10 protein-coding genes and 1 pseudogene are annotated in these 13,592 nt (G+C 50.7%); 3 read left to right on the top strand and 8 right to left on the bottom strand.

The window, feature by feature from the left end:
* Positions 1–11: 11 nt before the first annotated feature.
* From HH215_RS21745 to HH215_RS21765, 5 genes are all read right to left on the bottom strand, one after another.
* A complete protein-coding gene (locus tag HH215_RS21745) occupies positions 12–1,607 on the bottom strand; it encodes a helix-turn-helix domain-containing protein (protein ID WP_169281807.1) in 1,596 nt (531 codons plus the stop codon).
* A gap of 25 nt (positions 1,608–1,632) precedes the next feature.
* Entirely contained in the window at positions 1,633–3,390 is a 1,758-nt protein-coding gene (locus tag HH215_RS21750; RefSeq protein WP_169281808.1) for a cache domain-containing sensor histidine kinase, read from the bottom strand.
* A 132-nt stretch (positions 3,391–3,522) separates the two neighbouring features.
* Positions 3,523–5,055 carry an ABC transporter substrate-binding protein gene (locus HH215_RS21755; RefSeq protein ID WP_375140456.1) on the bottom strand — a complete coding sequence of 511 codons (1,533 nt, stop codon included), beginning with the start codon at positions 5,053–5,055 and terminating at the stop codon, positions 3,523–3,525.
* Positions 5,056–5,107: 52 nt separating this feature from the next.
* A complete protein-coding gene (locus HH215_RS21760) occupies positions 5,108–5,998 on the bottom strand; it encodes a carbohydrate ABC transporter permease (protein WP_169281809.1) in 891 nt (296 codons plus the stop codon).
* A 20-nt stretch (positions 5,999–6,018) separates the two neighbouring features.
* Complete coding sequence (locus HH215_RS21765) at positions 6,019–6,984, bottom strand: ABC transporter permease (RefSeq protein ID WP_254450179.1); 966 nt, start codon at positions 6,982–6,984, stop codon at positions 6,019–6,021.
* A 201-nt stretch (positions 6,985–7,185) separates the two neighbouring features.
* On the opposite strand from HH215_RS21765, the gene HH215_RS21770 reads away from it, so the two are divergent.
* Entirely contained in the window at positions 7,186–8,034 is an 849-nt protein-coding gene (locus tag HH215_RS21770; RefSeq protein ID WP_169281810.1) for an alkaline phosphatase family protein, read from the top strand.
* Positions 8,027–8,992: a metallophosphoesterase family protein gene (locus HH215_RS21775; RefSeq protein WP_169281811.1), complete on the top strand. Its 966-nt coding sequence runs from the start codon at positions 8,027–8,029 to the stop codon at positions 8,990–8,992. Before HH215_RS21770 ends, HH215_RS21775 begins: the two co-directional genes overlap by 8 nt.
* An 80-nt stretch (positions 8,993–9,072) precedes the next feature.
* Here the strand turns inward: HH215_RS21775 and HH215_RS21780 are convergent, their stop codons facing one another.
* Together HH215_RS21780 and HH215_RS21785 are read right to left on the bottom strand one after the other, a co-directional pair.
* Positions 9,073–9,930, bottom strand: a complete 858-nt coding sequence (locus tag HH215_RS21780) for a DMT family transporter (protein WP_169281812.1) — start codon at positions 9,928–9,930, stop codon at positions 9,073–9,075.
* A 635-nt stretch (positions 9,931–10,565) separates the two neighbouring features.
* A pseudogene (locus HH215_RS21785) lies at positions 10,566–11,363 on the bottom strand (IS3 family transposase); the annotation flags it as partial.
* A gap of 119 nt (positions 11,364–11,482) precedes the next feature.
* Here HH215_RS21785 and tnpC point away from each other — a divergent pair.
* Complete coding sequence (gene tnpC / locus HH215_RS21790) at positions 11,483–12,955, top strand: IS66 family transposase (RefSeq protein WP_169281269.1); 1,473 nt, start codon at positions 11,483–11,485, stop codon at positions 12,953–12,955.
* An 87-nt stretch (positions 12,956–13,042) separates the two neighbouring features.
* Here the strand turns inward: tnpC and HH215_RS21795 are convergent, their stop codons facing one another.
* Positions 13,043–13,339, bottom strand: coding sequence for a transposase (locus HH215_RS21795; RefSeq protein WP_169281813.1), 297 nt, complete (start codon positions 13,337–13,339; stop codon positions 13,043–13,045).
* Positions 13,340–13,592 lie beyond the last annotated feature (253 nt).

A 13,592-nucleotide genomic window follows, 5' to 3' on the forward strand; every position in this document is an offset into this window, starting at 1 on the left:
ATATCCGCCCGCTAACAGCCTGACAACTTCCGAAACTGCTGAGGATTGGCGTGATAGATTTTTTTGAACATTTTAGAGAAATAGGAAAAGTTGCCGTAACCCAGCTTCTGCGCGATCTCGGAAATCGGAATCGTCGAGTGGGCGATCAGCTCCTTGGCAATCCGCATTCTCTCGTTCAGCAGGTAGTCCGTAATGCTCATACCCGTCTCTTTCTTAAACAACCGGGAGAGATACGCTGGGTTTAAGTGAACGTATTCGGCAAGCATCTCGCGGGTGATGTTCTCGCTCAGATGATCGGCGATATAGCCGCGAAGGCGTTGGATAACCGACTCTTCCCGATAGAGATACCGATGCACCGTGCGGATTAACCGAATCCCCCATTCCTCCAACTGCTCCAGCGTACGAGGCGGCACTTTAACTTGCGATACGCTGTCATCATGGAACAATTGGTGCGCCGAGACGCCTTTCTTCTGCAGCAAGTAGTGAATCATCTGAAGAAACCCCTGATAATAGGCCTGCAGGGCACTCGCCCCGAAACGCCGCTCCGAGGCCAACTCCAGAAGGCTCCGCTTCAGATGTCCGACCATCTCGTCTTCCTTGCCGTTCTCGATTAACAAAGCCCAAGCCGCGAAATCGGGCAGGCTCGGATTCGGAACGGGATCCGGGCTTTGCAATCTCAGCCAATTGAGCTGATTGGATTCGCTGAGATTGTTGTATTCCATCGACAACAGCGACTTGTACATCGGCCTCAGCTCATGCAGCTTCACCGGCTCGCCGATATAGCAGGATACCGAACAGTTCAAATATTGGCCGCAGGCATCGATATATTGCATGCACCTTCCGCCGATACTATGTTGAATTGCGCTTTCCTCATCCGGAGAGAGATAGAGAATCGCCATCGTAACGCCGTGTTTCGTCTGAACGACTTCCCCCCGCGAGTTGGCGATTAACAACTCGGATGCGGATTGGCGTATCGCGTACTCCATGACCTCTTCGTCCCTCGTGCTGAGTTCCCGCTTCCAATTCTCTACGCTGACCATAACGGGGAACAGCCGATCCTCCGGTTGCAGAACAATGCCGTACTCGGCGGGCAGGCTATTGCCTGCGCTTTCGCTAGCCACGATTCGTTCCGCCAGCAGGTCGTGCCAGAACCGCTCGCTAAGCAGCGTCTTCTTCTTATTCCATAGCTCGTAATACGGCTTGTATTGTTCGCTTTGAGCCAGTTCCGCGCTTTTCTTGCCTACGGCGGCAATCGCCCGCCCGATCGTATCTTCCAAGACGTCGAACTCCACCGGCTTCATCATATAGTCGAAGCTGCTAAGCTGAATAGCCCTTTGCATGAACCGAAAATCTCCGTGAGCCGTAAGGAAGATCGTTTCCGTATGGGGAGAAAACTCGTTGACCCACTCCAGCAGCTCGATTCCCGTGCCTTTGGGCATCTCGATATCGCAGATCATCACTTGAATTTCCTGCTTCTCGAAGATTTTGACGGCTTCTCTCATGTTATAGGCATCGTGGACCGCGGTAACGCCAAGGCCTTTCCAGTCGATCGCATCCTTAATCCCCATGACGGCATACATTTCATCGTCAACGATCAATACCTGCATGCTCGGCACCTCCTGCGTTAGTAAGCTAGCTGCTCGGATACAACCGCAATTCAGATTGGGCGGGCGCATCGATCGGTATCTCGACCCTAACGATGGCACCGGATTCCAGACCATTGCCGAATTCCAATCTCGCCGCGTTCCCGTACAAGAGTTGAAGTCGATGATAGCTGTTCCATATGCCTAGATGCTGGTCATCGTTCCTTTGGAAATAGGTTTCTTTCTGCAACGATTCCAGCACGTCCGCCGGAAAACCGGAGCCATTGTCGGCAATCAGAATCCGGCATTTTTTGGCGCTGTCGTCCCATATCGCTTGGATCTCGATATGAAAAGGCTCGTCCATGAAGTCGAAGCCGTATTTGACGGCGTTCTCGATAAAAGGCTGCACGATCAGCGGCGGAATCGGAACCTGCCGGGTATGCTCCTCCATCTCGATTCGGAACGTAATCCGCCCCGGGAACCGAAGCTGCTGGATACGCAGATAGCTGTCCATATGCTCCATCTCTTCCGACAGCGTGACGAAGGGCTGGCTCGTCTTGGTCGTGAACCGGAAGTATTTCACCAGATTGAGGCACATCGCTTGGATGACGGCATAATTTTTGATCTGGGCTAGATTATAGACGACGTTAATGCTGTTCAGCAGAAAATGAGGATTGATCTGCAACTGCAAATGCTTAAGCTCCGCCTTGTGGGCTCGGATCTGCTCTTCGTAGACGCTGATCTTCAGCTTTTGAATTTGATGCGTCATGTCGTTGAAGGTTTCGTTAAAGGAATGAAACTCCTTAGAGGGGGACCTATCCAACCGGAACGTCCAGTCCCCTCTTTTGAGCGTGCGCATCCCCTTGAGCAGTTCGTTCATCGGCCTGATAATGATGCTGTTAAGATAGATTAAGTATAGAAAGAGCAGTACGAACGCAAATAGCGGAATCCAAGCGAGCAACGCGCGGAAACGGGACAAATTCTGCATCATGCCTTCTTCCGGGATGAAGGCGGTCAGGGTAACGTCCGTCATCTCGATCGGATGGCTGACTACGATATAGGTATCTTCCAGCCCTCTGATTCTCTGATAACTCGCGGCGTAATCAATGAGAGGAGGGTCGGCAAAGCCCCCTTCGCCCGAGCTCCCGGCAATTAATCTCCCTTGGCGGTCCGCAAAAGCGGAAAAGCCTTCTCTTCCAAGCTGAATCTGCTCCAATGGAGTCATGAGATGATCGAGCCTGACCCATGCTCCCAAGTAGACGCCATAGCCTGAATCCACGATGCGTATTAATCCGTAGGTATCCCCGCAGTTCATCGTTCCCCACTCCGAGTTGAAACCGCTATCCGGTTTTACCGCATCTTGCAGCCGATCCTCGATGCACGACCGAATGCCGATCACCTCGTCGTAAGTATCGCTTTTAATCAAAGTATGAATCAGATCGCGATTCGCGATCGAATAGGCAAACTGAATGTCGACGCTGCTTTCGAACCGATGATACTGGCTCAGACTCTCCAAAATTCGCATCTTGGTCAAGATATATTCCGTAGAATTGTAGGTCATTCTGTCCAGAGACAGGATATCCGCATCGTAAGAGGCCAGATCGTACAAAAAATTGGTTTCGATCCCGAGCGCGGTCTGGATTTGATTGGAATATAGAGCAATCATGCTCTTATTGGACTCCGCCGCCTGTTCGCGCACGGAATTCGATCCCGTATAATTGCTGTATAGCAGAAGGCAAATCAAAGGCAGCGTAATGGTAACGAAACCGACGATTAATTTAAAGCGAAGCGTTCTCTTGGGGTTCATCGCAGTTCTCCCGCCCGTTCCTTCATATCGATTAGCGAAGAGTATCCCTCGCACAAGTTATTGTGACATATCTCGTCGTTGAGGAAAAGGAAGGAGGAGCTGGAAAATCCCCTTCCAGCTCCGTATTGCTCTCTATTTCGTTTTGGCCCATTCATCTAATTGACGCTGCATTTCTTGAATGATTTTTTGCATGCCCGCAGCGTCCCGCTTCGCCTTATACTTCGCTAGGGTCTCTTCTACATCGACCGCGCCGGCGTTTAGAACTTTATAGAACTCATCTTTAACGTTGTTCGTTGCCGCGACCTCCGCCTTGACCGGCGTTTCGTCGAACACGAAACCTAAAGCGATGGAGCGTTCCGAGCTGTCATTGAATTTTTTGAACTGCTCCCACTTGTTCGGGTCTTCGTTAGCCCATAGATACGTTTTGAACTGATCGCCGAACATCCAACCGCCCGGATTCGGGTAACCTTGGTTCTCGGCCGTTACGCCTTCCGGATAGTCGATTACATTGTCGGAAACTTTAACGTAGTGCTTGCCTTCGATCCCCCACACAAGCATGTTAAGCAGCTTGGCATCCGTGTAGAGCAGGTTCAAGAACATCATCGCGCGCTCGGGATCCTTGGAAGTACGGGAGATCGCAAGCATCGCGCCGTTGGCTTCCCCCGTAGTCGTATAAGGCGTTGCCGTTTCGACTTGTACTAGAGGAACGCCCGTCGTTACGGACATTTCCGCGTCTTTGCCGGGTTTCAAAGATTGTCCGATAGCAAACGCTTTGCGAGCTTTAATCATATTCATCGCTTGGTCGCTGTCGTCCGAAGTGATCACGTCTTTATCGAACCATCCGTTCAAGTTCCATTGACGCATGCGTTTCATGAATTCGATATATTTCGGGTCTTCGAGATCGTCAACGAGTTTAAGCTCTTTGCTGTCGCGAGGCAACTTGCCGGATAGATCGTAGTTAGCCGCACCCCAAGTGTTCGCGAAACGGTTGCTTACGACGGGAACGACATCAGGCTCGTTTTCTTTGATCGTCTTGAACATTTCTTCCATTTCCTCTAGCGTTTTCACGCCTTCGGTATTGAACTTGTACTTCTCCACCAGATCCTTGTTCAATAAGAAACCGAAGCCTTGCGCGAATTCCTTATGGGTCGGCGCGCCGTAGAGCTTACCGCTGATTTGCGCCCCTTTAATGTAATCCTCGCCCAGAACGCCCGGGATATCCTTGCCGTACTCTGCCATGAGGTCCGTCAGTTCCAGGAACTGCCCTTTGGACACGTCCTGGGCGTAACCGTACCAGCCCGCGGTAAAGATGAGATCGAACGCTTCTCCGGAAATTTTCATCAAGTTCGTTTTATCCGTCCAAGAGCCCCAATCGATAGGCTGGAGTTCGACGGTCGCATTGATTTTTTCCGTCAAATACTTGCTCATTTCTTCTTGTACGAGCGCAAGGTCGCGTGGAGCGGTGCCAGGGTAGGCTAACGTAATCTTATAAGGCTCAAGCTTCGTTTCGGAAGGATTGGCCGACGAACTTCCCGATGCCGATGGCGTTTCTTTGGAAGCGTCTTTAGAACCTCCGTTGTCGTTCTGGCCGCATGCGGACAATACCAGCGAAGCCGCCATGAGCAAGGTCAAACCTTTCATAATCCTTTTCTTCACATGTACCATTCCCTTCTGCTGATGTATGACCCTCTATTATTGCTTAAAACAGCTGCGCGACTTAGCCTTTAACCGCGCCGCTGGTAATACCGCTAATGTAGAACTTCTGGAAGAAAGGATAAGCGAGCAAGAGCGGAGAGACGCCTACGATGGCAAGCGCCATGCGAACCGTCTCGGTCGGCATCTTGGCCACCAGATCTCCGACTTGGCTGGAAGTGTCGGCTTTCATCAATAGAAATTGAACGTTGTTAAGCGTCTTGGTCATCAGATACTGAATGTTCATAAGGTTCGCTTTGTCGATGAAGAGCATGCAATTATACCAATCGTTCCAATAAGCCAGTAGATTGAATAGGGCGATCGTCGCCATGATCGGCGCCGACAGCGGAACTACGAGCTTAAGGAAAATCGTAAATTCGCCGGCGCCATCGATCGTGCCGGACTCGACGATGGATTCCGGAATCGTGTTGGCGAAGAAGCTTCGCATCAGAAGTACGTTAAACGCGCTGAGCAGCAAACTTGGAATGATCATGGAGAGCAGCGTATTCTTGAGCCCGAACATCGTCACGTAGGTAATGTACCAAGGCACCATTCCTCCGCTGAACAGCATGGTGAAGAACAGGATGAACGAGAACGTACGGCGCAGCGGCAAGTCTCGGCGCGACAACGGGTAAGCGAAGAGCGCGGTAATCAACACGCTTCCGATCGTTCCGAAGAACGTGACCAAGATGGTTACTCCATAGGCGCGGGCAATCTGCGCGAAATCGTTAAATAGAAATTCGTAAGCGGCAAAGCTGATCTTGCTCGGAAAGATCGTGTATCCGTTATTGATGATGGAACTCTCGTCCGATACGGACACCATGAACACCAGCAGAAACGGAAACAGCGAGGCTATGGCGAACAATATGAAGAATACATGAATCAACGGCGTGCGAATTCGTGTTGCGATCGTCATCTTCTGGTTGCCTCCTCTTCCTAGAATAACGCGTCGTTCTTGCTAATCTTGCGGACGGCGAAATTGGCCCCGAGGATCAGGAAGAAGCAAACGACGGATTGGTATAGGCCGGCAGCGGATGACATTCCGATGTCTCCCAGCTTAGTCATTGCCCTGTACACGTACGTATCGATCGTGTTCGTCGTCGGCATTAGCGGACCGGAGTTCATCGGCACTTGGTAGAAGAGTCCGAAATCCGAACGCATGATGGAGCTGATCGATAGCAAGGTCATCACGATAATGACCGGCGCGATCAGCGGAATGGTGATCCGCGTCATCTGCTTCCATTTGCTTGCGCCATCGATCGTAGCCGCTTCGTAATACTCCTTGTCGATGCCGATGATCGCCGCGAAGTAGATGATGGCTAGGAAACCGACGCCTTTCCAAGCATGAACGATAACCAAGATATAAGGCCAATAACGGGCCTCATTGTACCATGAGATCGCTTCGGAGCCGAACAGGTTGACGAGTTGCCGATTGACAAGACCGCTTTCCGTGTTCAGGAAGCTGTACACGAGATAGGCAACGACAACCATCGAGATAATATGAGGCAACAGGAATGTACTTTGGTAGAAACGAGCGACGACTTTATCCCTGATCTCGTTAATCAACAGCGCGGTCGACAGAGCGAGAATCAAATTCACGATAATGAACACCACGTTGTACAGAACCGTATTGCGCGTAATAAGATACGCGTCCGGAGAATTGAATAGGAACTTGAAGTTGTCCATGCCCGCCCAAGGGCTACCCCAAATCCCGTCCACGTAGTTTAGATTTTTGAAGGCAAGAATGACGCCGTACATGGGAATGTAATTGTTAACGAACAAATACGCTAGTCCCGGGATCATCATCAACAGCAATATTCTGAACTTCTTGATTTGTTTGCCGAATGTTCTTAACCGACTTGGCGGACGAATAACCGAATCTGCCGGTGCAAGCGCTGCCATAAGCTTCATCCTCCTCTGGTTGCTTTCCTCATGTTCCCCATTATAGTGGAGCTCCGAATATGGCAACTACTAGGATGATGACTTATCCCTGTAACGCTGGTGACTTGTTAGCGCTAAGGCGGGTTTCGCGTATTGACGCCTCTAGGAGCCATTCGTATGCTAGGGAAGCAATGATCCGACTACGATTAGGAGCTGTGGAAAATGAGACAACCGAATGCGATTCGGCGCGTGTTTATTCTTGGCATGGACGGGGCGGGCAATTTCGTGCAACAGGCCCATACGCCGCATCTGGATCGTTGGTTCAACCGCGGCGCGTATACCTATGAAGCGCAAGCGGAACTCCCGACGATCAGCGCGGAATGCTGGGGCTCCGTGCTTCACGGAGTGACCCCCGACAAACACGGACTGACCAACGACAAGGCGGCAAGCGAGTCCTACCCTACCGACTCCCCGTTCCCCTCCCTTTTCCGGCTAGTTAGAGATCGGTTTCCGGAGGCCAAGCTGGCTTCTTTTACCGGATGGAACCCTATTAATTCGGGCATCATCGAAGAAAATCTCGGCGTACATAAGGTATCCCTGCCGGATGCTGAGCTTGTCCCTGCTCTTCTGGGATATTTAGATGAGAATCCCGACGTTAGGTTACTGTTCTTGCAACTGGACGAACCGGACGGCTCCGGGCACCGGTATGGGTACGGCGAAGAATCGCGCGAGTATTTGGCCGCGATCGGCGTCTGCGACGAACGGATCGGCAGCGTGCTTGAACGATTGGAGAAGCAAGGTCTTGTCGAAGATAGCCTCATCATCCTGCTCACCGACCATGGCGGAGGCGGAGCGGACAAGCACAGCCACGGCAGCGACCATCCGATGGACCGCAACGTCTTCTGGGGCTGCATCGGGCCTGGCATTAAGAAAGGGCGCTTGTCCGGCACCGTAACGATAACCAATACGGCCGCGATCGCCGCGTTAGCGTTGGGTATAACGATTCCGGAGTACTGGGATGCGCGAATACCCGAGGGACTTCTTGAGGGCGGAGAGAACAACGATGGCTAAGGAGCTGCGGTTTCGGGAAGATGGAGCCTTCAAAATCGTGCAATTCACGGATCCCGAATTCGCCGCTAACGACGAGGAAGAACAGCGGATGCAAGCGATGATGCTCCGCATTCTGGAAGCGGAACAGCCGGATTTGGTCGTCTATACGGGAGACATTATCGCCTCCGCCTCCCACCCGAATCCGGCGGACGCATTCCGCCGGGCTTGCTCGGTTCCGGAACGCATGCGAATTCCGTGGGCGGCCGTATTCGGCAACCACGATTCGGAAGGAACGATTACTCGGGAGCAACTGCATGCTCTGCAGCTGACCTTTCCTTATAATTTCGCCAAGCCCGATCCACAGGGCGTACACGGAGTCGGCAATTACGTACTGACCGTGGGAGACAAGGACCGGCGGGCTTCCGCCGCCCTTTATTTTCTGGATTCCGGCAGCTATTCGCCGCTGGAGTATAGCCGTATGGGTTTCTACGATTGGATCCGCCGCGATCAGATCGACTGGTATACGCGACAATCCTATCGCCTGACCGGGGACAACGGCGGCACGACTCTGCCATCCCTCGCCTTCTTCCACATTCCCCTTCCCGAATATAACGATGCATGGGACTTCGGCGTCTGTTATGGGGAACGTTACGATACTTGCTGCGCGCCTTGGATCAACTCCGGCATGTTCGCCGCCATGATCGAAATGGGAGACGTCATGGGGATCTTCGTCGGACATGACCATGGCAACGACTATTGGGGAGACTGGCATGGGATCCGTCTCTGCTACGGCCGAACGACGCGTAATGCGTATTTAGACCGGTCCTTCCCCACCGGAGCCCGGGTAATCGCGATGAAAGAAGGCGAGCGGAACTTCGATACGTGGATACACTTGGAGGATGGTACCGTTTATTCGGAACAAGCGCGACACGAACCCGAAGGGCGCACTCCGGCTATCGGGGCCAGAGGGATGCGTTGAATCTAAGAATGTCAAAAACTCGCACGAAAGCGGAACGCTCATCCTATCGACGAGCGTTCCGCTTTTTGACGTATCGCTATTCAACTCCCCGAAGAAGAAGCGATCATGACAATCCCGGTCACGACAATGACCGATGCCGTTAATCTTCGAGCCCCTTGCGACTCTTTCAATACGAATAATCCAAGTAGCGTACCGAACACGATGCCTACCTCGCGCATGGGGGCGACCGTAGATACATCCGCGATATTTGCAGCAAACAAGAATAACAAATACGAACCCGGCGACAAGATCGCGCCTAACCAAATAATGTTCTTGTTCTCGCGAACGACCTTTTTCAACCGGTCAAATTTAAGGACGGCGGGCGTGAGTCCCAGCATAAACCCGATACATGTCAAATCTAACAGAGCAAGCGGAGATAGATGCTCTAAGTTCACCTTATCGACCAGCGTATACGCCGTAATGCACAAGCCGACGCATAACGCCAACCAGACGGGTTTGTTATAAGAGGATTGATCCACGTTCCGAGAGCTTCTTCCGACCATAACGACGAATCCGACTAGCATGCAGCACAAACCCGCCCAACCCCATATCGGTAAAGCCTCCCCTAACAAGAGGACTCCGGCAACGGGAGTCAGCAACGTGGGCGTCCCCCGCATAATCGGATACACCTGCGACAGGTCCCCCGCCTTATACGTGAAGGCTAACAACATGGCATATACCGCTTGCATGATAAGCGATAGCCCCATCATCAACCATTCGAACGGCGTGAAGGAATGCGCCGCCAGTTCGGTTAATAACGTTGGCAATAGAAGCAGAGTTGCCGGGGCATAGATAACCCATAGAAACACCGGTTTATCCGTACTTTGCTTCGCGAACAAATTCCATACGGCATGCGCCAAACCGGAACATAACACTAGGACTAGCGGAAGGATGATCATCTTGGAAGCACTCTTCTCACATTGGAATATCCAACATACTAACACACAAACACACACAAATTCAATATAATAAAAACAAACACAGGCTACTGTCCAGGTCAACCCAAATTCGGAGAGATTCTTTCTTTGACTCTTTAAAGGAATTCGAGCTTCTTATAGTGAAGTAATGATTCAAGAAACTTTGCTAGTAAGGCGTGCATGAAACCGTGAAACTAACTTCGCAACAGAGGGTACGATGGCCCAAAAAAGTTCTTCAACATTCTCTATCCACGGCAAGTCCATTAGAGTACAAAGAGTACCTTACCCTCCGAAGGTTGGCTGAAGAACCTCGAAACGTACTGAGTGCCTTACACCTCCCAAATTTCGGCTAACGAACCTCGAAACGCACTGAGAGTACCTTATATCCGCCGAAGGTTGGCTAACGAACCTCGAAACGCACTGAGAGTACCTTATCTCCGCCAAAGGTTGGCTGACGAACCTCGAAACGCACTGAGAGTACCTTACAGCTGCCGAAGGTTGGCTGACGAACCTCGAAACGTACTCAGAGTACCTTACACCAGCCAAATTTCTGCTAACTATCCTCGAAGCGCACTGAGTGGACCTCTGTCAAGAAAGTGGACACGCTATAAGAGCGTTTATTTAATACTGCTATAGTACTGAGCTTCGAATTGCGAAGGTGATAAGTAACCTAGCGAACCATGTATTCTCTTACGGTTGTAGAAGAGCTCAATATATACAAACATCTCTTGTTGCGCCTGCGCCTTCGTTTGAAATTTCGTACAGTAAATAAACTCCTTCTTCAGCACGCTGTGGAACGATTCGATACAGGCGTTGTCGTAGCAGTTACCTTTGCGGCTCATGCTTGCTTCCATGCCATATTGCTTTAACCTTTCACGGTATTCATCTGATGCATACTGCGAACCCCGATCAGAGTGGTGTATAAGCCCTTTGGGAGGTTTGTGCGTACTGTATGCCTGATCAAGAGCTGCAAGCACTAAATCGGTTGTCATCCGGTCTGCGAGCTTCCAGCCCACAATCTTACGGGTATATAAATCCAGAACGCTGGCGAGGTACAAACGACCTTCACGGCACGGTATATAGGTAATATCGGTTACCCAAATCTTGTTAGGTGCAGTCGTCTTAAAATTCTGATTCAGCACGTTTGGTGCTATAGGTTGATCGTGATTCGAGTCAGTGGTGGTCACTCGGAATTTCTTAGATACACAAGAACGTAAACCATTCTCATGCATGATTTTCCCTACTAAACGTTCAGAAACTGTCCAACCTTCTTTTCGTAGAAGTTTTGTGATTTTAGGGCTACCATACCTGTTGTGAGCGTCCAGGAAAAGCCAGGTGATTCGCGCCAATAGCGCTCTGCGACGCTTCTGATAACTGTTCTGGACGGTCTTCTCCAGAAGCCATTTATAGTAACCGCTCCGTGTTACTACTTACGTCTCCCTGAAACTGGGGAGATTTTTTTCTGTTTTAAAGGATTTTCAGTGGGCGATGTAGAAGTATTCTCTTATCAGATTTTGTGGAAGGAGCGCGTACAGTGAAGCTAACATCGAAACAGGTACTACACGTTAGCAAAGGAGATACCGAGATTGCTGGCTTTATTTCCGCGCTCCTAGCCCAAAACGAAAAGTTAACCGAGATCGTGGAAACGCAAACCCGGCAAATCAAGAAGCTCGAAAATCGCGTACAGGAGCTAGAACGCCAGATCGGTCAAAATAGCAACAACAGCAGCAAACCACCCTCGAGTGATGGACTGCGCAAAAAGAACAACTTACGCGAGCCCGGAGGCAAGAAAGGCGCTCCTAAAGGGCATGAAGGGCATACCCTTCGTTTTCATCTGGAGCCGGACGAAGTTGTCGTCCATCCCCTTACCACCTGCAAAAACTGCAATCATTCCATGGCTGAACTACCTGCGCAGGATTGGATCAAAAGGCAGGTGCTTGACCTACCCCTAGCTCCGCTCATCACCACCGAGCATCGCGCCGAAGAGAAGCGCTGTCCTTGTTGTCGCACCCTGCAAAGAGCCGAGTTTCCCAGCGCAGTTAAAGCACCTGTTCAATACGGGGAAAGCTTTGCTGCTTGGACGACGTATCTGAGCGTCTATCAGTTGCTCCCCTTGAAGCGCATTGCTCAGTTCTTTTTCGATTTGACCAGGTATCGCCCGAGCGAACGCACTTTGCTTGAGCAACTGAATACGATGGCATCCCGTGTAGCGGAGCATGAACCGGTAATCAAAGCGCAACTGCGCAAAGAACCCTTCATTTGCTGCGATGAAACGCCCATGCGTTTGAACGGGAAACAACAACATCTTCATACGCACTCGAGCGCCGAATGGACGTTACTGCATATGAACGAAAAACGATGCGGGCCGGCGTTCACCGAAATGGATGTGCTGCCTGCCTATAAGGGGATCGTCGTGCATGACTGCTTTTCCTCGTATTTCAAATCAGACGTAACGTTCTCCCATGCGCTCTGTAATGCGCATCTCCTGCGTGACTGCCAGGGCATCGTAGATCACAATCGACATCAATGGGCAGCCCAAATGAAAGAATTGCTTCGCCGAAGTTGGAAAATGGCCAAAGCGGCTAGAGCCTCCGGCACGCGAATGTCAGATGCACTCCTCGCTGAGATTGACCGTCAGTACGACGACATTCTGGTGCTTGGAGCAAACGAATGGTCAACAGATAAGGTTCCCGAGAAAACGGGGCCACGAGGGCGGAAATGCAAAAGTATTGCAGCGAACCTTGGAGACCGACTTACGCGCCACAAGGCGTCGGTACTCCGCTTTCTTTACGATGACCAAATCCCATTTGATAACAATCTGGCTGAACGAGACATTCGCATGTCCAAGGTGAAACAAAAGATCTCGGGTTGCTTTCGGACAGCTATCGGCGGACAGCAGTTTGCCAGCATTCGCGGGTTTATTTCCACACTTCTGAAACAATCCCTCCCTTTGCACCAATCACTCGTTTCCGTTCTTCGCGGTCAGTTTCAGTTTAGTGCTACGTAAGTAGTAACCCGCTCCGTGATACACATAGAACTGTGCACATCTTCTCCATTCGAAACTCGGAGCGATGATCTTCGATGAACTGGAACCTTAGTTCCTTTCTTTGCTGAAGATGTGCATGGCCTTTTTTAGGATAGCGATTTCTTCCTTGAGATCCTCAATCGTGCGTTCTTGCTCCATCAGTTGCTTATCTTTCTGGTGAAGGGTCGCACGATCTACAAGCGGTTCATTCTCAAACTTGCGGTACTTGGTCATCCACTGTTTTAACGTACCACTTGGGATGTTTAAATCTTCTCCGATCTGGGGCAATGTCTTTGTCTGTTCCTGAATGTATTTAACAGTCTGTTCTTTAAACTCTTCACTGTAATGCTGTCTCTTCTCACCCATACCGGACACCTCATCTTCTTATTGTTTTTTATTATCTGTTAGTTCTTATGAGGTGTCCACTTTCTATTCTAGCTGCAGAGAGTACCTTACACCTCCCAAATTTCGGCTAGTGAACCGGGAAGCGCACTGAGAGTACCTTACACCCTTCGAAAGTTGACTAACGATTCACGGAAATGTTCCTTAGCATTAGGCTGGATGACGACTACGGAGAAGCAGACTAAAAAGTGCCTAGTATTACTCCCTAAAAAAATCG

Source organism: Cohnella herbarum (genome assembly GCF_012849095.1).
GTDB lineage: Bacteria > Bacillota > Bacilli > Paenibacillales > Paenibacillaceae > Cohnella > Cohnella herbarum.

Bases quoted from the DNA above. Each gene is read 5' to 3' on its own strand.
- HH215_RS21765 (WP_254450179.1), bottom strand. From the start codon at position 6,984: ATGGCAGCGCTTGCACCGGCAGATTCGGTTATTCGTCCGCCAAGTCGG.
- HH215_RS21770 (WP_169281810.1), top strand. From the start codon at position 7,186: ATGAGACAACCGAATGCGATTCGGCGCGTGTTTATTCTTGGCATGGAC.
- HH215_RS21750 (WP_169281808.1), bottom strand. From the start codon at position 3,390: ATGAACCCCAAGAGAACGCTTCGCTTTAAATTAATCGTCGGTTTCGTT.
- HH215_RS21745 (WP_169281807.1), bottom strand. From the start codon at position 1,607: ATGCAGGTATTGATCGTTGACGATGAAATGTATGCCGTCATGGGGATT.
- HH215_RS21795 (WP_169281813.1), bottom strand. From the start codon at position 13,339: ATGGGTGAGAAGAGACAGCATTACAGTGAAGAGTTTAAAGAACAGACT.
- HH215_RS21760 (WP_169281809.1), bottom strand. From the start codon at position 5,998: ATGACGATCGCAACACGAATTCGCACGCCGTTGATTCATGTATTCTTC.
- HH215_RS21780 (WP_169281812.1), bottom strand. From the start codon at position 9,930: ATGATCATCCTTCCGCTAGTCCTAGTGTTATGTTCCGGTTTGGCGCAT.
- HH215_RS21775 (WP_169281811.1), top strand. From the start codon at position 8,027: ATGGCTAAGGAGCTGCGGTTTCGGGAAGATGGAGCCTTCAAAATCGTG.
- HH215_RS21755 (WP_375140456.1), bottom strand. From the start codon at position 5,055: ATGGTACATGTGAAGAAAAGGATTATGAAAGGTTTGACCTTGCTCATG.